At 68.9% G+C, this 17,376-nt stretch carries 20 protein-coding genes; 10 read left to right on the top strand and 10 right to left on the bottom strand.

Annotated features, from left to right (window positions below; translation table 11 throughout):
* Positions 1-26: 26 nt before the first annotated feature.
* Together AC5Y7V_RS30050 and AC5Y7V_RS30045 are read left to right on the top strand one after the other, a co-directional pair.
* Complete coding sequence (locus AC5Y7V_RS30050; RefSeq protein ID WP_499883648.1) at positions 27-554, top strand: nuclear transport factor 2 family protein; 528 nt, start codon at positions 27-29, stop codon at positions 552-554.
* A 20-nt stretch (positions 555-574) separates the two neighbouring features.
* On the top strand, positions 575-1,654 hold the full coding sequence (locus AC5Y7V_RS30045) for a hypothetical protein (protein WP_499883647.1): 1,080 nt from the start codon (positions 575-577) through the stop codon (positions 1,652-1,654).
* Here the strand turns inward: AC5Y7V_RS30045 and AC5Y7V_RS30040 are convergent.
* Both AC5Y7V_RS30040 and AC5Y7V_RS30035 read right to left on the bottom strand, forming a co-directional pair.
* On the bottom strand, positions 1,651-1,827 hold the full coding sequence (locus tag AC5Y7V_RS30040) for a DUF5302 domain-containing protein (RefSeq protein ID WP_499883646.1): 177 nt from the start codon (positions 1,825-1,827) through the stop codon (positions 1,651-1,653). The genes AC5Y7V_RS30045 and AC5Y7V_RS30040 overlap by 4 nt on opposite strands.
* Before the next feature lie 41 nt (positions 1,828-1,868).
* Positions 1,869-2,312: a PPOX class F420-dependent oxidoreductase gene (locus AC5Y7V_RS30035; protein WP_499883645.1), complete on the bottom strand. Its 444-nt coding sequence runs from the start codon at positions 2,310-2,312 to the stop codon at positions 1,869-1,871.
* 32 nt (positions 2,313-2,344) lie between these two features.
* Here AC5Y7V_RS30035 and AC5Y7V_RS30030 point away from each other — a divergent pair, with 32 nt between their 5' ends.
* Complete coding sequence (locus AC5Y7V_RS30030) at positions 2,345-2,860, top strand: DUF1697 domain-containing protein (protein ID WP_499883644.1); 516 nt, start codon at positions 2,345-2,347, stop codon at positions 2,858-2,860.
* 18 nt (positions 2,861-2,878) lie between these two features.
* Here AC5Y7V_RS30030 and AC5Y7V_RS30025 read toward each other — a convergent pair whose 3' ends face one another.
* Positions 2,879-3,244 carry an Rv1152 family transcriptional regulator gene (locus AC5Y7V_RS30025; RefSeq protein WP_067012596.1) on the bottom strand — a complete coding sequence of 122 codons (366 nt, stop codon included), beginning with the start codon at positions 3,242-3,244 and terminating at the stop codon, positions 2,879-2,881.
* A gap of 37 nt (positions 3,245-3,281) precedes the next feature.
* Between AC5Y7V_RS30025 and AC5Y7V_RS30020 the strand changes: the two genes are divergently transcribed.
* Complete coding sequence (locus AC5Y7V_RS30020; protein ID WP_499883643.1) at positions 3,282-3,995, top strand: NAD-dependent deacylase; 714 nt, start codon at positions 3,282-3,284, stop codon at positions 3,993-3,995.
* Positions 3,996-4,022: 27 nt separating this feature from the next.
* Here AC5Y7V_RS30020 and AC5Y7V_RS30015 read toward each other — a convergent pair whose 3' ends face one another.
* From AC5Y7V_RS30015 to AC5Y7V_RS30005, 3 genes are read right to left on the bottom strand one after another with little or no spacing between them, the layout of a single operon-like run.
* Positions 4,023-4,664: a class I SAM-dependent methyltransferase gene (locus tag AC5Y7V_RS30015; RefSeq protein WP_499883642.1), complete on the bottom strand. Its 642-nt coding sequence runs from the start codon at positions 4,662-4,664 to the stop codon at positions 4,023-4,025.
* Positions 4,661-5,368, bottom strand: a complete 708-nt coding sequence (locus AC5Y7V_RS30010; protein ID WP_499883641.1) for a TetR/AcrR family transcriptional regulator — start codon at positions 5,366-5,368, stop codon at positions 4,661-4,663. The genes AC5Y7V_RS30015 and AC5Y7V_RS30010 overlap by 4 nt, the downstream gene beginning before the upstream one ends.
* A complete protein-coding gene (locus tag AC5Y7V_RS30005) occupies positions 5,361-7,685 on the bottom strand; it encodes an MMPL family transporter (protein WP_499883640.1) in 2,325 nt (774 codons plus the stop codon). The genes AC5Y7V_RS30010 and AC5Y7V_RS30005 overlap by 8 nt, the downstream gene beginning before the upstream one ends.
* A gap of 253 nt (positions 7,686-7,938) precedes the next feature.
* Between AC5Y7V_RS30005 and AC5Y7V_RS30000 the strand changes: the two genes are divergently transcribed.
* Positions 7,939-8,070 (top strand): hypothetical protein, encoded by a 132-nt coding sequence (locus tag AC5Y7V_RS30000; protein WP_142282293.1) that lies wholly within the window; start codon positions 7,939-7,941, stop codon positions 8,068-8,070.
* 129 nt (positions 8,071-8,199) lie between these two features.
* Here AC5Y7V_RS30000 and AC5Y7V_RS29995 read toward each other — a convergent pair whose 3' ends face one another.
* Positions 8,200-8,952: a 3-hydroxyacyl-CoA dehydrogenase gene (locus AC5Y7V_RS29995; protein WP_499883639.1), complete on the bottom strand. Its 753-nt coding sequence runs from the start codon at positions 8,950-8,952 to the stop codon at positions 8,200-8,202.
* Positions 8,953-8,995: 43 nt separating this feature from the next.
* Complete coding sequence (locus tag AC5Y7V_RS29990; protein ID WP_499883638.1) at positions 8,996-10,075, bottom strand: CaiB/BaiF CoA transferase family protein; 1,080 nt, start codon at positions 10,073-10,075, stop codon at positions 8,996-8,998.
* 95 nt (positions 10,076-10,170) lie between these two features.
* Here AC5Y7V_RS29990 and AC5Y7V_RS29985 point away from each other — a divergent pair, with 95 nt between their 5' ends.
* Both AC5Y7V_RS29985 and AC5Y7V_RS29980 read left to right on the top strand, forming a co-directional pair.
* Positions 10,171-10,983: an enoyl-CoA hydratase gene (locus AC5Y7V_RS29985; RefSeq protein ID WP_499883637.1), complete on the top strand. Its 813-nt coding sequence runs from the start codon at positions 10,171-10,173 to the stop codon at positions 10,981-10,983.
* A gap of 56 nt (positions 10,984-11,039) precedes the next feature.
* Positions 11,040-12,425: a DUF2867 domain-containing protein gene (locus tag AC5Y7V_RS29980; RefSeq protein WP_499883636.1), complete on the top strand. Its 1,386-nt coding sequence runs from the start codon at positions 11,040-11,042 to the stop codon at positions 12,423-12,425.
* Here AC5Y7V_RS29980 and AC5Y7V_RS29975 read toward each other — a convergent pair.
* Both AC5Y7V_RS29975 and AC5Y7V_RS29970 read right to left on the bottom strand, forming a co-directional pair.
* Positions 12,388-13,110 (bottom strand): CPBP family intramembrane glutamic endopeptidase, encoded by a 723-nt coding sequence (locus tag AC5Y7V_RS29975; protein ID WP_499883635.1) that lies wholly within the window; start codon positions 13,108-13,110, stop codon positions 12,388-12,390. The two genes, AC5Y7V_RS29980 and AC5Y7V_RS29975, sit on opposite strands and share 38 nt — an antisense overlap.
* The gene (locus tag AC5Y7V_RS29970) at positions 13,107-14,255 is read right to left on the bottom strand and encodes an NAD(P)H-binding protein (RefSeq protein WP_499883634.1); all 1,149 of its coding nucleotides are present in this window, start codon (positions 14,253-14,255) and stop codon (positions 13,107-13,109) included. The genes AC5Y7V_RS29975 and AC5Y7V_RS29970 overlap by 4 nt, the downstream gene beginning before the upstream one ends.
* A gap of 473 nt (positions 14,256-14,728) precedes the next feature.
* Between AC5Y7V_RS29970 and AC5Y7V_RS29965 the strand changes: the two genes are divergently transcribed.
* The 3 genes from AC5Y7V_RS29965 to AC5Y7V_RS29955 all read left to right on the top strand — a co-directional run.
* Positions 14,729-15,832 (top strand): type III polyketide synthase, encoded by a 1,104-nt coding sequence (locus AC5Y7V_RS29965; protein WP_499883633.1) that lies wholly within the window; start codon positions 14,729-14,731, stop codon positions 15,830-15,832.
* Between the two features lie 14 nt (positions 15,833-15,846).
* A complete protein-coding gene (locus tag AC5Y7V_RS29960; protein WP_499883660.1) occupies positions 15,847-16,365 on the top strand; it encodes an isoprenylcysteine carboxyl methyltransferase family protein in 519 nt (172 codons plus the stop codon).
* On the top strand, positions 16,362-17,376 hold a 1,015-nt coding region (locus tag AC5Y7V_RS29955; RefSeq protein ID WP_499883632.1), incomplete at its 3' end, for an NAD(P)/FAD-dependent oxidoreductase. The genes AC5Y7V_RS29960 and AC5Y7V_RS29955, both read left to right, overlap by 4 nt.

Raw genomic sequence — 17,376 nt, 5'->3', positions numbered from 1 at the left:
GACTTTAGCGCCCGGGCTATCGTGGCGTGGTGGTGGATGAGGCCAAGTTGGAACTGATGCTGGCCCGGGACGAACTGCATCAGCTCGTCACCGCCTACTGCCGGGCCGTGGACCGCGCCGACTACGCGGCGCTGCGCAACCTGTACCACCCCGACGCGACCGACTTGCACGGCTCGTTCTCGACGGGCGGCGTCGAGCAGTTCATCGAACAACTACGGGCCGCCGAACCGTACGTGCGCGTCTCCCAACACAACGTCACCACAACGAATTTCGTGATCGAAGGCGACACCGCCCGCGGTGAGATCTACTGCCTGGTGTTTCACACCTTCGCCGGTCCCGAGCACGACGTCGACGTCATCATCGGCGGCCGGTATCTGGACCGGTACCTCAAGCACGACGGCGCCTGGAAGTTCAGCCACCGCACCATCGTGGCGGACTGGGCCTACCGGAAGGACCCGTCGGAGCTGGACTTCGGACACCCGAGCACCCGCGGCAGCGTGCGCGGCCAGCCCGGCCAGGCCGACCCGTCGATCGGACTATTCACAGTCGACTGAACCGATGGCATCCTTTCGGGATGAGCGTGCGGGACGAGTCGGCCGCTGGGCGGCAGTTCGTGGCCAAGCTCCCGTTCCCGATGTCCAAAGCGATGTCGAAAATGATCACCGACGAGGCGCGCCCCAACTGGATCTACTTCATCGTCATGGGGATTGCGTTGGGGGCGGTCTACGGCGGCTTCTACCTGGCGGAGCACGCCCCGGCGGGCTGGGAACACAGCACCGGCGCCGTCGTGATCGGGGTCGTCCTCGTCGTGGGCGCGCTCGCATATGTCGGGTGGCGCGCCACCGGGGAGATTCCGATTACGGTCGCGGCCGACGGGCTGACGGTCAACAAGGGGCACGCGGTGGTGTTCTCGTTCAGCGATGCGACGCTGGGCCTCTGGGCCTACGGCAGCGCGACCAAGGTGATGGGTAGCGCGCTGCACCTGCGGTCCGGTAGCCATCACTTTGTCCTCGGCGGACGGGATCATCGGGTGGCCGCCGGAACGCGCCTCGACGAGCCGCCCCAGGGCTACGTCGACGCCTGGTTGTGGCCGTCGGATTTCGACGAGCTGCTCGCCATGGTCGGCCGTCGAAGTCGATTGGCTGCGCACCAACCCGGGCCGGCGGAACTGGCTCGCTGCCTGCTGTATCCGAACATGGAATTGGCGCAACAGATGTCGATGTGGTCCGTCGTGGGCAAGAACCGACTCTTCGCGGCGTCCTCGCGGCCACTGGTGGCCCTGGAGCTGGGCGCGGATTCGATCCGCGTGGTCGACGCGAGCAACGGGGCGGTCATCGCGACGGCTCCCGTTGCGCAGGTGACCGCGACACCGGAAACCTACAAATGCCGGCGGTGGCGAAACGGCCCGTCCTACAAGCAACCCAAGCCGTCGCCCGTTCTCGTGCTGTGCGTTCCCGGCGTCGAGCCCATGCCTATCGGATGTCAGGAGTACCGCGGCGTCCTGGACTTCTCATCGCGGTTCGCCTGGCACGGCGCGGTCCCGTATCGGGTGAACCGGCCGGCCGACTACTCCGTCGCCGCCGGCGACTGGTTGTTACTTGTCGACAAATTCGGCTTGACCCCGCGGCTGGTGGACAGGGCCCACCCGAATTAACCGCTCTTGCGGCGGAATTCGCGGCGGCTCTCCACCGGACCGTGTGCCCGCGAGTGCTTGTCGCCGCCGTCTTTGTGATCGGATGCGCCCGCCGACTTGGCCTTCTTGCGGTCGAGGGCTTCGCGGAACTTGCGCTTCGTGTCGTCCTCGTGTTCGGAGTTCGATTCGGCCATACCGGCAGCCTAGCCTGGTCGGGCGCGTGTGGCTCCTGGTTTTACCGCTTACCCGGCGGCATGCCGTAGACGTGCGAGATCCGCAGCGTCATCAGCACCCGCCGGTCGGTGACCATGGCCTCCCGGAAGTCGTCCCAGTCCGGGTGCTCCCCGGCGATGTTGCGATACAAGGCAATCAGCGCCTCGACGGTGTCGTCGCCGGGCGCGGCGGCCGGGGGCGTCAGCTCGGCTGTCCCCTCGGCGACGGCATACGACCATCCGTCGTCGGCGTCGACGAGGATCGAGGCCCGCGGGTCGCGGCGCAGGTTGCGCGTCTTGGCCCGCGGCTCGGTGATCGACACGCGCACCACCAACTCGCGCGGGTCGAAGTGATAGCTCACGTTCGACAGTTGGGGCCGCCCGTCGCGCTTGATGGTGGCCAGCACCCCGAGGGAGTTTCCGCTGATCACGGCCAACAGCTTGTCGTCGAAGACTTGGCGTCCCATGCACCGAGCCTACGTCGTGGTGAAATCGGGGCATGACCAAATACGCGGCCTTCCTGCGCGGCGTCAACGTCGGCGGCGTCAACCTCAAAATGGCCGAGGTCGCCGCCGCGTTGACCGGAGCCGGGTTCGCCAATGTCAAGACCATCTTGGCCAGCGGCAACGTGCAGCTGGAGTCGTCTGCAAAAGCGGCCGCGGTGCGCAAGAAGGCTGAGGCCACGCTGCGCGAGCGGTTCGGCTACGACGCCTGGGTGCTGGTGTACGACATCGATACGGTGCGCGCCGTCGTCGACGCCTACCCGTTCGAGCGCGAGGTCGAGGGGTACCAGTCCTACGTCACGTTCGTCGCCGACAAGGCGGTGCTCGACGAGCTGGCCAAGCTGAGCGCGGGCCCCGACGAGAAGATCAGCCGCGGTGACGGCGTCGTCTACTGGCAGGTTGCCAAGGGCAGCACGCTGGACAGCACGATCGGCAAGACGATGGGCAAGCCCCGCTACAAGTCCTCGACGACCACCCGCAACCTGCGCACCCTGGACAAAGTGTTGCGCTGATTGCGTTGCGCGCCAGCGTCAGTCGTCGGGCACGTTGGTCAGGTAGCGCATCGCGTCGGACTTGGTCAGGCCCAGCGCCTTGGCCACCTCGACGTACTCCTTGGCGGCCGCGGCCATCGCGGCGTCGGTCGGATCGAAGCGGGAGATGAAAGTGCCGAAGCGCCCGCGCGTTTCGACGATCGCCGCCGACTCGAGCTCGCGGTAGGCCCGCGCCACGGTGTTTGCCGCGACCCCGAGCTGACCCGCCAGGTCACGCACCGTCGGGAGCCGGGAACCCGGGGGCAACGCACCCGCCCGGACCCCGTCGATGACCTGGGTTCTGAGCTGGTCGAACAGCGGTTTGCCCGCCTTGACGTCGACCTTCAGCCAATCCCTCAGCTCCACTTCTTCAGTATGTCCCAAGCACGACTATCTTTGTGGGATGCGAGTAACTGTGCTCAGCGGCGCGGGGATCTCCGCGGAGAGCGGCGTTCCGACATTCCGGGACGACAAGAACGGATTGTGGGCCCGCTTCGATCCCTACGAGCTGTCCAGCACGCAAGGGTGGCGCAAGAACCCCGAACGGGTGTGGGGCTGGTATCTGTGGCGCCACTACCTGGTCGCCGACGTCGAACCCAACGCCGGGCACTTCGCCATCGCCGCCTGGCAGGACCACGCCGAGGTCACCGTCGTCACCCAGAACGTCGACGACCTGCACGAGCGCGCCGGCAGCACCCCGGTCCACCACCTGCACGGCAGCCTTTTCGAATTCCGTTGCGACCGTTGCGATATGGACTACACCGGTCCGCTGCCCCGAATGGCCGAACCGGCGGTGGAGGTCGAGCCTCCGGTGTGCCACTGCGGCGGCCTGATCCGGCCGGACATCGTCTGGTTCGGCGAGCCGCTGCCCGACGAGCCGTGGCAGCGCGCGGTCGACGCGACGCAGTCCGCCGACGTGATGGTCGTCGTGGGCACCTCGGCGATCGTCTACCCGGCGGCCGGGCTGCCGGACCTGGCGCTGTCCCGCGGCAGCGTCGTCGTGGAGGTCAATCCCGAGCCGACGCCGCTCACCCCGAACGCCACGATCAGCATCCGCGAGAGCGCGAGCCAGGCGTTGCCGGAGCTGCTGCAGCGGCTGCCCGCCCTGCTGAGGTAGGGCCGCGCCGAGTCTCGGCGCAAAAAACTAAGGGCGCCGCGCGCGGCCCAGCGCCAGCTCCGACACCGGCAACGGCGCCCACACCGGCAGCGTCCACTCCCGCCGCGAGGTGTCCACCTCGAAGCCGGCGTCGACGATCGCGCGCTCGGTGTCGCGATGTGTGTGGCAGTTGCCGAACAGCCTGGGCCACAGCGTCGCGTCGGCGAACCGCTGGAGCCGGCCGCGCCCGCCGGCGCTGGCCACGTGCTCGAGATACCGCAGCTCCCCACCCGGCCGCAGCAGCGAATACATCCGGCCCAGCACGCCGGGGACGTCGCGCACCGAGCACAACACCAGCGAGCACACCACGGCATCGAAGAGCTCGCCGTCGCTGAACGCCTCGGCGGTCTCGCCGATCACGACGACCGGCACGGGCGCCGCCTCGGCCGCAACGCGGGCGTGGGTCCTCAGCCGCGGCTCTGGCTCGACGGCGATCACCTGCTCGACCCCCGGCGGGTAGTTGGCGAAGTTCGTCCCGACGCCCGCGCCGATTTCGAGCACCCGGCCCGTCAGCCCGGCCACGTTCTCGCGGCGCAGCGCCCGGACCGCCTCGGCCTCGTGGGCGGCGACGACGGGCCAAACGCGCGCAAAGAACGGGTTGTCGATCGCGCGCTCGGCTGCCTGCGTCATTTCCGCGACTCCTCCTGCGGCCGGTGCGCCGCCACCCATGACGCCAACATCTGGGGGGTGGCGTCCCGGCCGCAGTATCCCATTACCAATTGTCCGCAGAACACCGAGGACAGCACCCGGTCAGCGAACGCCTCGGCGTCGCCGAACGGCAGGTGCGGCTTGGCGATCAACATGGCCGCGACGCCGTGCAGCGCGGTCCACAATTCCAGCGCGAGGGTGGTCGGGTCGACCGGGCGGTAGGTGCCGTCATCCATCAGCCGCTGCACGGTGGCGCGGATGTGCTTGAACGCGGAGTTGCTCAGCGTGGCGTCGACGCTGCTCCCGGACCGCCACTCCCCCATCGTGGCGATCCGGTACAACTCCGGGGTCTGGACCGCGAGCCGCACATAGGCCAGCCCCTGCGCGCGCAGCACCGCCACGGGGGAGCCGTGTTCGGCTGCCAGGCGCCGCATTTCGGGGTCCAGCTTCTCGAAGTAGCGCGCGCAAACCGCGTCGAGCAGGGCGTCTTTGTCGGAGAAATGCAGATAGATCGACGGCGGCGTGACGCCGACGCGTTGTGCCACCGAACGGATCGAGACCGACCGGGCGTGCCCCGTTTCCAGGAGCAACTCGGTTGTCGCGTCCAGGATCTCGTCGCGCAGGCGCTCGCCGGAGCCGCGCGGGGCCCTGGCACGACGCAGACCTTCGGCCGATACGTCAACCACTGTGGGTCACCGACTCCCGGACGGGGCGCCCGTTGTGCTGCACCGGCCCCTCGGTCGGCTCGGCGTGCAGGGCGATCTCCGACGGCGCCTCGCTGATGCCGAACCGCTCGTGCAGCCACACCAAAGGCCTTGGCGCCCACCAGTTCCAGCGACCCATCACGTGCATGAACGCCGGCACCAGGACCATCCGCACCAGGGTCGCGTCCGCGAACACGGCCAGCACCAGCCCGAGGCCGAACATCCGCATGAACGACACGTGCGCGGCGATCAGCGCGGCGAACGACATCGACATCACCAGCGCGGCCGCGGTGATCACCCGCCCGGTGCGGGCGACGCCGTGCGCCACCGCCTCGTCGTTGGCGGCGTGCGCCTCTTTTCCGGTCGGGTTCGCCGGCCGGTACTCCAGCCAGTACTCCCGGATGCGGGAGATCAGGAACACCTCGTAGTCCATCGACAGACCAAATGCTATGCAGAACAACAACACTGGCATGTTCGCCACCAGCGTCCCGCTGGGGGTGGTGCCCAGCGCGCCCAGGTGGCCGTCCTGGAAAATCCAAACCAGCGCGCCGAACGCCGCGCTCAGCGACAGCACGTTGCACACCAACGCCTTCAGCGGCAGCACCACGCTGCCGGTGAGCAGGAACAGCAACACGAACGTGACGGCGGCCATCAGTCCCAGCACCAGCGGAAGCCGGTCGGTCACCGCGTCGACGCTGTCCCGGTTGATTTGCGCGACGCCGCCCATTTCGACGGGTCGACCGCCGGGCCCGGGCACCTCGTGCAACCGCTTGAGCTGAGTGTCATTGGCCTGGGTGAACAGCGGCGCCGTGCTGTTGACGGTCAAGAACGCGCTGCCGTCGACCAACCCCGTGGCACCGGCCGGTGGTCCCACCGGGTTTCCGTTCACGAAGGTCCCGCCCGGGGCCGAGACGCCCGACACGTCGGGAACCCGCGACAGGTTGGCGGCGTACCTGTCCAGGTCCCCCGGGTTCAGCCCGCGGACGTCACGGACGACGAGGGGCACCGCGGTGGCGGAGTCGTGCGCAAACCCGGTGCGCAACTCGTCGCCGACCTGATGCGACGACGCCGAACGCGGCAGCACCCGGTCGTCGGGGAAGCCCCACTTGACCGAGAAGAAGGGGAGCCCAAGCAACAGCAGCAACGCCATGACGGCCAGGCCGATCGGCGCCCAGCGCCGCATCACGAACTTGCTCGACCGGTACCAGAACCACTGCTCGACCGGCCGGTGCAGCGGGCCGGGACGGCGCAGGGCGTGGCGGATCAGGCGGCGCACGTCCAGCGCGTCCAGCCGGTCCCCCAGCAGCACGATCGCGGCCGGGGTCACCACGATGGACGCGGTGGCGACGAAGGCCACGGTGGCCACGCCGGCGTAGGCGAACGACTTGAGGAAGTACATCGGGAACGCCACCGTCGCCGACATCGACAACGCCACGGTGACCGCGGAGAACAGCACGGTGCGGCCCGACGTGGCCATGGTCCGGATCAGCGCCTCGTTTCGGTCGCTGCCCTCGGCCAGCTCGTCGCGGTATCGGCTGACGATCAGCAAGGTGTAGTCGATCGCCAGCGCCAGGCCCAGAGCGGTGCTGAGGTTCAGCGCGAAGATCGACACCTCGGTGGTGAACGTGATGAGCCGCAACACCGTCATCGACCCGACGACGGCCAGCGCGCCGAGGGCCATCGGCAGCGCCGCCGCCAGCAGCCCGCCGAACACCCAGATCAGCACCAGGAAGCTCAGCGGCAGCGCGATCATCTCCATGACCACGAGGTCTTCCTGGTTCTGCTTGTTGATCTGCGCGTACTGCATCGCCGGACCACCGGCGCGGACGGCGACGCCGTCACGGTCGTGGACGAATTGGTCCGCCAGGGTTTGGGCGTTGCTCTGCGCGAAGTTCTCGCCGCCCTTGAGGTTGATGACGATCAGCCCCGACTTGCCGTCCTTGCTGACCAGATCGGCGGCCGCCTGCGGCGGCGCGGTCCAGGCCGAGGTCACGTTGTAGACCAGCGATGACCCCTGCAGATCGCGGACGAGGTCGGTGCCCACCTTGCGGGCCTGGTCGCTCTGGGCGCCCGCCGGCGAGGTCACCATGACCAGCATCTGCTGGCCGCTCTGCCCGAACTTGTCGGTGAGGATCTGGATGGCGTGCGCCGATTCCGAGTTGGGGTCCTGGAAGCCCCCGGGTGACAGGCTCTTGGCGACCGGGATGCCGAAGACGGCCGCTCCGATGAAGACCAGGATCGCGATCGCGATTATTCGTCGTGGTGCCGCTATGGCCAATCGAGCGATCGCTTGCAGCATGTCCCCGGTCCTCCCGCCGCCGTGCCGGTCACGCTGGACCGCAACTAACCCGGCGGTAACTTATCAGCGATAACTAACAGGTGTCAAACAACACTATCGATAATTACGGCTCCCCGCGGGCGGATGGTTCAAACCGTCCAGAACCGGTTCCGACCGGCACCTACCCGCGGGAAACCTACCCGCCGGTAAATTGCCATTATTTTCCGAATCGTGACTCACCGATTCCTTAGAGGCGGCCCATACGCTCATAGTCATGTGGATCGACGACTCGAGTGCCGACGTCATCAAGGCTGACTTCGAGGCTCTCTACCACGGCGACGTGCTGGTGGAAGGTGAGACCTCCGAGCAGTTCGAAGACCAGCACACGCTGCCTACGGCAAGCTGACCGACATGAGCGTGCTAGCACGGCTGCTGATGGCCGAACCCGCCATCACCCGATGGTTCCGTCGATAGCGACTGTCTTGCTTGAGACGAAAACCCCCTGCGCATCGCGGGGGGTTTTCGTTTCCCCGCCTTAGCGGGGCGCCATGCGGATGGCGCCGTCCAGGCGGATCACTTCCCCATTGAGCATCGGGTTCTCGACGATGTGCACCGCGAGCGCGCCGTACTCGTCGGGGTCACCGAGCCGCGCCGGGTGCGGCACCTGCTTGCCCAGCGACTTCTGCGCCTCCTCGGGCAGCGAACCCAGCAGCGGGGTCTTGAACAGCCCGGGCGCGATAGTCACCACGCGGATGAGCTCGCGGGCCAGATCGCGCGCGATCGGCAGCGTCATGCCGACCACGCCGCCCTTGGACGCCGAGTAGGCGGCCTGGCCGATCTGGCCGTCGAACGCCGCGACGGAGGCGGTGTTGATGATGACCCCGCGTTCCTCACCGAGCGGCTCGGTTTTCGCGATGCGCTCGGCGGCCAGCCGCAGCACGTTGAACGTGCCGATCAGGTTGACCTCGACCACCTTCTTGAAGCCGGCCAGCGGGAAAGGGCCGTCCTTGGACAGCGTCTTGATGGCGTTGCCGATGCCGGCACAGTTGACGTTGATGCGCAGCGGCCCAAGCGATTCGGCGACGTCGAGCACCTTGGCGACGGCGGCCTCGTCGGTGACGTCGGCCTCCACGAATCGGGCGCGCTCCCCCAGCTCGCGGACCGCCTCCTCGCCCCTGAGGTCCAGCACCACCACCTGCGCCCCGGCGTCGAGCAGCCGCTTGGTGGTCGCCAGGCCCAGCCCCGACGCTCCCCCGGTGACGACGGCTACGGCGTCCTTGATCTCCATGCGGGTCCTTCCACTCTCGTCCAGCCAACCAGTTGGTTGGCGACTATACCCAGTCCTTGAGCACCGATTCGATGTCGGGCGTCTCCGCTGGACGGGGGGTGTCCGGTGACGTGCGGGAGAACCGCGGCGCCGGCAGCGGCTGCAGGCCCCCGTTCACCTCGTAGAAGGTGTTGCGCTCGGTGATGTGCGGCTCGGTCTGCACCTCCCCGAAGGCCAGCACCGGCGTCACGCAGGCGTCCGAGTCGGCGAACACCTTGGCCCAGTGGTCGCGGTCGCGGCTGGCGAACGTCTCGGTGAGCACCGCCCGCAGCTCGGGCCAGCGGGCGGCGTCGTTCTGCGGCGGCAGGTTGGCGGCGTCCAGGCCCAGCCCCGCCAGCATCGCCGCGTAGAACTGGGGCTCGATGGCCCCGACGGCGACGTAACGGCCGTCGGCGCACTCGTAGGTGTCGTAGTAGGGAGCGCCGCCGTCCAGCATGTTGGTGCCGCGCACGTCGGTCCACATGCCGGAGGAGCGCATCTGCCACATCATCTGGATCAGCACGCTGGACCCGTCGACCATGGCGGCGTCGACGACCTGTCCCTTGCCGGAGCTCTGCCGCTCCCACAGCGCGGACAGGATGCCGAGCAGCAGGAACATCGAGCCGCCGCCGAAGTCGCCGACCAGGTTGAGCGGGGGCACCGGCCGCTCGTTGGCCCGGCCGATGGCGTGCAGGATCCCGTTCAGCGAGATGTAGTTGATGTCGTGGCCCGCCTGCTGGCTGCGCGGGCCGGTCTGGCCCCAGCCGGTCATGCGGGCGTAGACCAAGCGGTCGTTGACCTTGGCGCAGTCCTCGGGGCCCAGGCCCAGCCGCTCGGTGACCCCGGGCCGGTAGCCCTCGATCAGCACGTCGGCTTTGGCGACGAGCCGCAGCACCAGGTCGCGTCCCTCCTCGGACTTGAGGTCGGCCGTGACGACGCGCCGGTTGCGACTCATGGAATCCTTTACGACTCCGCCGGGCGCCCCCGACGGCCGGTCGACCCGGACCACATCCGCACCGAGATCCCCCAGGATCATCGCGGCATGCGGGCCGGGCCCGATGCCGGACAACTCGACAACACGCAATCCCCGCAGCGGTCCCGCCATTGGCACACCGACCTTTCGTCGTCGAACAACCGGTTGTTCGCATCTTCGCAGCCGCGCCGGATGCCCGCGCAGCCCGGTCACCTAGTCTGGGGCCCATGCCGGATTCTGGGATCGCCACGCTCGCACCCGTCGCGGGTCTCGACGTCACGCTGACCGACGGCGTGCTGTCGGTGACCATCGACCGCCCCGACAGCCTGAATTCGCTGACGATCCCGGTGATCACCGGCATCGCCGACGCGATGGAACGGGCGGCCACCGACCCCGAGGTCAGGGTGGTGCGCCTCGGTGGAACGGGCCGCGGTTTCTGCTCCGGGGCGGGCATCAGCGCCGACGACATGTCGGGCAGCGGCGGGGTCCCGCCGGACGAAATCGTGCTGGAGATCAACCGGCTGGTGCGGGCCATCGTCGCGGTGCCGCACCCGGTGGTCGCCGTCGTCCAGGGTCCGGCGGCCGGCGTGGGCGTGTCCCTCGCGCTGGCGTGTGACGTCGTATTGGCTTCCGAGAAAGCGTTTTTCATGCTCGCGTTCACCAAGATCGGGTTGATGCCCGACGGCGGCGCGTCGGCGTTGATCGCGGCCGCGATCGGCCGGACCCGGGCGATGCAGATGGCGTTGCTGCCCGAACGATTGCCGGCCGCCGAGGCCCTGTCCTGGGGACTGGTCACCGCGGTCTATCCCGCGGACGACTTCGAGGCCGAGGCGGACAAGGTGATCGAGAGGCTGTCGGCGGGCCCGGCGGTGGCGTTCGCCAAGACCAAGCAGGCGATCAACGCGGCCACACTCACCGAGCTGGACCCCGCCCTGCACCGCGAATACGAAGGGCAGTCGCGCCTGCTGGTGTCGCACGACTTCAAGGAGGGCACAACGGCTTTCCAGGAGCGCCGCGTCGCCAGCTTCACCGACCGCTGACAGGCGTTACTCCGGCCAGAACGGGCAATCCTCTCTCGCGTTGGTTCCGAATAGACATGCGAGGAAACGGAGAGGCGATGGTGCGCTGCCTGGTCACCGGGGCGACCGGCTACATCGGTGCCCGACTGGTGCCGCGACTGCTCGACGAGGGACACCAAGTTCGCGCGCTGGCCCGCAACCCGGACAAGCTGGCCGGCGTGCCGTGGCGGGACCGGGCGGAGGTGGCGCGCGGGGACCTCGGCGACATCGACTCGCTGACCGCGGCGTTCGACGGGATGGACGTCGTCTACTACCTGGTCCACTCGATGGGTACCTCGAAGGACTTCGCCGCCGAGGAAGACCGCGCCGTGCGCAACGTGGTCACCGCCGCGCGCCGCGCCGGGGTGCAGCGGCTGGTGTATCTCAGCGGGCTCCATCCCGAGGGCCGCAAGCTGTCCGAGCACCTCGAGTCGCGCGCGGCCGTGGGCGAGGCCCTCATCGACTCCGGCATCGAGACGGTGGTGCTGCAGGCCGGGGTGGTCGTCGGCTCGGGTTCCGCATCGTTCGAGCTGATCCGGCACCTCACCGACCGGTTGCCCGTGATGACCACGCCGAAGTGGGTGCACAACAGGATTCAGCCCATCGCGGTTCGCGACGTGCTCCATTACCTGGTCGCCGCGGCGACGGCGCCGGTGCCGCAGTCGCGGACGTGGGACATCGGCGGGCCCGACGTCCTGGAGTACGGCGACATGATGCGCGTCTACGCGGAGGTTGCGCGCTTGGGGAAGCGCTATCTGATCGTGTTGCCGTTCCTGACTCCGACGATCGCCAGCCTCTGGATCGGGGCCGTCACGCCGATCCCGCCCGGGCTGGCGCGCCCGCTGATCGAGTCGCTGGAATGCGATGCGGTGATGCGCAATTCGGACATCGACGGCATCATCGAGCCACCGCCGGGCGGCCTGACCGGCTACCGGCACGCCGTCGAGCTCGCGCTTGACCGCGCAACGCGCGGCCTGACGAAGGCAACGTGGGCCTCCCTGGGCTCGGACCCCGCCGAGCCGCTGCCCAGCGACCCGGACTGGGCCGGCGAGATCATGCACTCCGACGTGCGGACGGCCCACACCGCCGCGGGACCCGGCGACGTCTGGAAGGCGGCCGAGCACGGGCTCGCCCGGCGCCGCCTGCTCAAGGGCTACAGGGTGGCTGAGCGCGCGACGGACAGGCTGCGAGTGCGGGCCGGGAAGCGCTTCGTGGGTCGGCGCTGGCTCGAGATCACGGTCACCCGACAGGAAGGCGGTGGCAGCACCTATACGCAGCGGGCGATCTTCGTGCCCAACGGCCTGGCGGGGCGAATCTACTGGGTTATGCTGCGGCCCTTGTGGATTGCCACGCTGCGCGGGCTGGCGCGCGACGCGGTGCGACCCGTCAAACCCCGAACAAGGGGGGCAGTGCGAGCACCATGATCAGGCCCCACACGAGATGGGTGAGCACCGGCGCAAGCACCCCGCCGCTGGCCCGCCGCTCCAGCGCGCACACCGTCCCGAGAATGATCGCGGCGAATCCCAGCATCGGGTTCCCGCTGACCAGGGTCGCGCAGACATACAGCAGCGTCGAGATCACCACCGGACGGCGCCGGCCCAGCGCGGTGTAGAGCGCGCCGCGGAAAAAGATCTCCTCGGCGACACCGTTGACGAGCGTGATCACCACGATCACCGGATACCACCCGTGGTGGGCGTATAGCAGCACCCGGGTGATCAACTCCGCCACGGGCGCTATCTCCCGGGCGATCAGCCCGCCGACGATAAACAGGCCGCCGAGCAGCAGGCCGCCGATCGTGCCCGTGATGACCGGGCGCTGATTCCGGCCGCGCCAACAGATGCCTCCCAGATGCAAAGGGCCCGAAAGGAACCCACCGGTGAGCCACACCGCCGCCAGCGCCAGGGTCAGCCAGTAGAAGCTCGAGTCGCCCGGGTGGCGGCGCAACGAGAACCCGAGCACCGCCGCGCCGATCGCGAGCGTGATGGCGACGACGACGCGCCGGCGTCGCACCACGCCGGGCGGTTCGTTATGGGGCACAGCGACATTGGTGATGGCACGGCGCAATTCGGATGCGACGCTGGCGCGATACGGAGTGGTCGACTGGGTCATGCCGGGCGCACCTTGGCGTTCAGGGCGAGCACGATGTCGAGGCCGGTGCGCAGCGCGCCGGCGAGCGGTCCGGGGACGCTGTCGACCAACCGCAGCATCGGCCGCGCGACCCGCGGGGTGACGATGCGGGCGAGCCGGCGGATGCGCAGGGCGTCGCCGCCGGCCCACGCGGGATCGCTGTCGGCCAGCTGGTGGGGATCGGTCAAGGCGTTGACCGGCTTGGGTCGGCGATCGGATCGGTCCGCCAGGGCCAGGGCGATGGCGTCCTCAACGCCGAGCAATCCCCCCGGCGGGTCGGGCACCCGATCGCGCAGGCCGCTGACGGATGCGACCATCGGGTGGTCCAGCGACTCGACCAGGTCCGCCGCCAGTCCCGGGGGCACCGGCAGCGCGACCCCGGTGACCAGCGATGCCAGCCCGGTGTCGACCCTGCCGACCGATAGGGCGGCGTGCCATCTGCCGGAGATCCGCGCATACGTCTTGAGCAGCTCGCGATAGGAGGTCGTGGTGGGCCCGGAGATGTCGTAGGCGCCGGCGGGCACCCGATCGGGGTCCGCCGCGGCGACGAGATAGTGCAGGACATCGCGGATCGAGATCGGGTCGATCGGGTTGTCCATCCAGTTCGGTATCGGCATGAGCGGGAATCGGTCACCCACGTAGCGCATCATCTCGAACGACGTCGAGCCGGCCCCGATGATCATCGCCGCGCCCAGCCACACCAATTCAGGGCCGCCCTCGACCGTCAGGGCCTCGGCGACCTCGGCGCGGCTGGTCAGGTGCTCCGACAGCGCTTCGTCGGCCGGCACGAAGCCGCCGAGATAGACGATGCGCCGCACACCCGCGTCCCGGGCGGCCGCCGCGACGTTGGTGGCCGCGGCCTCGTCGGCGTCGCGGAAGCCGGGCTGACCGATGGCGTGCACCAGGTAATACAGCACGTCGATCGGGCCGGCGGCGGCCATCGCTTGCTGTACAGATGTTGGATCGGACGCGTCGAGGGTGACCGGCGTGACGTCGTCGAACCAACCTAAACGCTTGAGACGCTCCGGGTTTCGGGTGGCGGTCACGACCCGATGCCCACCCGCCAGCAGCGCCGTGACCAGGCGCGAGCCGACATAACCGGTGGCGCCGGTGACCAGAATCCGCATACTCCCGACACTACCGACGATGCGGGCCGGCCCGGGAACACGCACGCGACGGTCAATCGCGGCGATCCCGCGTTCTGCGAATGGTCGGTCTCGTAATGAAAGCTTGCCTGTCGGTATTTCCAAATGCCGGCATCCTTATTCGACTCGGGTATAACGCTCTATTCAACTCAGGTATAAAAGGCCCGGAAATGCCCAACTCGCGCAACAATGGTTCCGTTGGTTTCAGCACCGGGGTCGTGCTCCGGTTCTTCCACTGACAAGAGCGCGACCCGTCTCCGCCGCGCGGCATCGCAGAACCGTTGCGCGCCGCGCTCTTTGGAGCCCGAGCCGAACCTCGGCCCTCGTTTCACAGAACCGCGTCGATGCCGGCGCAGCCCGCGGTCCCGCCCAGAATCCGCATAACCCGACGCCGGCCCGGCGCTGTGGCGCACCACACATTGAACCTGCCAAGCGGCGGTGACGTAACTCCCCACATGGAGGAAATAATCGGGGGTAATTCCGCACGGACGGCTTCGAGAACAATCACTGCCGACGCTGATCCGTCCGTCGCAGCAGTTTCAGTCAAGTTCCCGCCCAACCGGTACAGCCAGGATGAGACCATCGGGGCGCTGACCGAGTTCGCCGGGCCGGAATTTCAGAAGTTCGCCCGCACCAGCGGGGTCGAATTCCGGAACATCGCGCTGCCGGTCTCGCGCTACGGCGAGCTGAGCAGCTTCACCGAGGCGAACGACGCCTACATCGAAATCGCTCTTGACCTGGCCGAACAGGCGCTGCGCGCGGCGCTCGACCAGGCGAACGTCGAGCCGTCGGACGTCGACGTGGTGTTTTCCACGACGGTCACCGGGCTCGCGGTGCCGTCCATCGAGGCCCGGCTGGCCTCGCGGGTCGGGTTGCGCCAGGACGTCAAACGCGTCCCGCTGTTCGGCCTGGGCTGTGTGGCCGGCGCGGCCGGCCTGGCGCGGGTGTACGACTACCTGCGGGCGTACCCCGATCAGGTGGCGGTGCTGCTGGCCGTCGAACTGTGCTCGCTGACCGTGCAGCGGGAGGACAACTCGATCCCAAACCTGGTGGCTTCCAGCCTGTTTGGTGACGCCGCGGGCGTCGTCGTCGCCACGGGCGCCGACCGGGCTTCCGGATCGGGGGCCGGGCCGAGGCTGCTGGCGACCCGCAGCCGCACCTACCCGGACACCGAAGGCGTGCTGGGCTGGAACATCGGCAGCAGCGGGTTTCGGATCGTCCTGTCCGTCGAGATCTCGGACATTGTCGAGAAGTACCTGGGCGACGATATCCGCGACTTCCTCGCCGACCACGGGTTGAGCACCACCGACGTCTCGACCTGGCTGTTGCACGCCGCGGGACCGAAGGTGATCGACGCCGTCGGAAAAGCGTTGGACCTACCCGCGGATGCGTTCGACCGCACCAGAAACTCGTTGCGCGACAACGGAAACCTCTCGTCGGTTTCGGTCCTTGATATACTGCACGCCACCATGGCCGACCCACCGCCGCCAGGTTCCATCGGGCTGATGATCGCGATGGGGCCGGGCTTCTCCGCCGAACTCGTCCTGCTGAGCTGGTAGGGCGCGGTATGGCTGTGTATTACTTGCTGATTCTCGCTGTGGGCGTCGAACGGCTCGCCGAACTGGTGGTGGCGAAACGGAACGCGCGATGGGCTTTTGCCCAGGGCGGCAAGGAGTTTGGACACGACCACTATCCGGTGATGGTGACGCTCCACACCGCGCTGCTGCTCGGTTGCCTCATCGAACCCTGGGCGCTGCACCGGCCGTTCATCCCATGGCTGGGCTGGCCGATGGTCGCCGTCGCGGCCCTGAGCCAGGTGCTGCGGTGGTGGTGCATCACGACGCTGGGCAAGCGGTGGAACACCCGGGTGATCGTGTTGCCGGAGGCGCCGCTGGTGGTCCGGGGCCCCTACCGCTGGTTCCACCACCCCAACTACGTCGCCGTGGTGGCCGAGGGGTTTGCGCTGCCGTTGGTGCACACCGCGTGGCTGACGGCGATCACCTTCACGCTCGCCAACGCGGCGTTGCTGAGGGTGCGTCTGCGGGTGGAGAACTCGGCGTTGGGATACACGACGACCCAGGGCTACGCATGACCGACTACGACGCCGACCTGCTGGTCGTCGGCGGCGGCCCGGGGGGCCTCGCCACGGCGCTACACGCTCGACGTCGTGGGCTTTCGGTGATCGTGGCCGAGCCGCGCGAGGGCCCGATCGACAAGGCATGCGGCGAGGGGCTGATGCCCGGGGGTTTGGCCGAGCTGACGTCGCTCGGCGTCGACCCGGCCGGCATGCCCTTCCGCGGGATCGCCTACGTCAACGAACAACGCCGGGCGGAGGCGCGGTTTCGCACCGGCCCGGGCAGGGGCGTGCGCCGCACCACGCTGCACGCGGCGCTGGAGGCACGGGCCAAAGAGGAAGACACCGAGTGGATTCGTGCCCGCGTGACGGACCTCCGGCAGGACGCGCACGGCGTGACGGCCGCGGGGGTCCGCGCTAAATGGCTGGTGGCCGCCGACGGGCTGCATTCGCCGGTGCGCCGCGCCGTCGGGATCAAGGCCACGGCCGGGACGCCGCGGCGCCACGGCGTGCGGTGGCACTTCAAGGTGCCGGCGTGGTCGGAGTTCGTCGAGGTGCACTGGTCCCGCTGGGGCGAGGCCTACGTGACGCCGGTGGAGCCCGACCTGGTCGGCGTGGCGATCCTGTCCGGCGGTCGGCCCGACCTGGGCTGGTTCCCGTGGCTGGCCCGCCACCTGGAGGGCGCCGAGCGCGGGCACGCCCGCGGCTGCGGCCCGCTGCGCCAGGTGGTCTCCCGCCGCGTCGCGGGACGGGTGCTGCTCGTCGGCGACGCGGCCGGCTATGAGGACGCCCTGACCGGCGAGGGCATCAGCCTCGCGGTCAAGCAGGCGGCCGCGGCGGTCGAGTCCATCGCCAACGGCGCGCCGTCGTCGTACGAGGCCGCCTGGCACCGGGTCACCCGCAACTACCGGCTGCTCACCCGGGCGCTGGTGCTGGGCAGCGCGCCGCGGGCGGCCCGCCGCGCCATCGTGCCGGCATGCACGCTGCTGCCGGGGGTGTTCGACCGCGCGGTGAACACCCTCGCGCGCT

This window comes from Mycobacterium sp. NGS34 (genome assembly GCF_059812845.1).
This window is presented reverse-complemented; position numbering and strand designations above follow the sequence as displayed.

Excerpts from the sequence above, each read along its gene's own strand:
- AC5Y7V_RS30000 (WP_142282293.1), top strand. The coding sequence starts at position 7,939 with ATGTGGATCGACGACTCGAGTGCCGACGTCATCAAGGCTGACTTCGAG.
- AC5Y7V_RS29990 (WP_499883638.1), bottom strand. The coding sequence starts at position 10,075 with ATGGCGGGACCGCTGCGGGGATTGCGTGTTGTCGAGTTGTCCGGCATC.
- AC5Y7V_RS30035 (WP_499883645.1), bottom strand. The coding sequence starts at position 2,312 with ATGGGACGCCAAGTCTTCGACGACAAGCTGTTGGCCGTGATCAGCGGA.
- AC5Y7V_RS29970 (WP_499883634.1), bottom strand. The coding sequence starts at position 14,255 with ATGCGGATTCTGGTCACCGGCGCCACCGGTTATGTCGGCTCGCGCCTG.
- AC5Y7V_RS30005 (WP_499883640.1), bottom strand. The coding sequence starts at position 7,685 with ATGCTGCAAGCGATCGCTCGATTGGCCATAGCGGCACCACGACGAATA.
- AC5Y7V_RS29995 (WP_499883639.1), bottom strand. The coding sequence starts at position 8,952 with ATGGAGATCAAGGACGCCGTAGCCGTCGTCACCGGGGGAGCGTCGGGG.
- AC5Y7V_RS30020 (WP_499883643.1), top strand. The coding sequence starts at position 3,282 with ATGCGAGTAACTGTGCTCAGCGGCGCGGGGATCTCCGCGGAGAGCGGC.
- AC5Y7V_RS30045 (WP_499883647.1), top strand. The coding sequence starts at position 575 with ATGAGCGTGCGGGACGAGTCGGCCGCTGGGCGGCAGTTCGTGGCCAAG.
- AC5Y7V_RS30015 (WP_499883642.1), bottom strand. The coding sequence starts at position 4,664 with ATGACGCAGGCAGCCGAGCGCGCGATCGACAACCCGTTCTTTGCGCGC.
- AC5Y7V_RS29975 (WP_499883635.1), bottom strand. The coding sequence starts at position 13,110 with ATGACCCAGTCGACCACTCCGTATCGCGCCAGCGTCGCATCCGAATTG.
- AC5Y7V_RS29965 (WP_499883633.1), top strand. The coding sequence starts at position 14,729 with ATGGAGGAAATAATCGGGGGTAATTCCGCACGGACGGCTTCGAGAACA.
- AC5Y7V_RS30040 (WP_499883646.1), bottom strand. The coding sequence starts at position 1,827 with ATGGCCGAATCGAACTCCGAACACGAGGACGACACGAAGCGCAAGTTC.
- AC5Y7V_RS30030 (WP_499883644.1), top strand. The coding sequence starts at position 2,345 with ATGACCAAATACGCGGCCTTCCTGCGCGGCGTCAACGTCGGCGGCGTC.
- AC5Y7V_RS29985 (WP_499883637.1), top strand. The coding sequence starts at position 10,171 with ATGCCGGATTCTGGGATCGCCACGCTCGCACCCGTCGCGGGTCTCGAC.
- AC5Y7V_RS29980 (WP_499883636.1), top strand. The coding sequence starts at position 11,040 with ATGCGAGGAAACGGAGAGGCGATGGTGCGCTGCCTGGTCACCGGGGCG.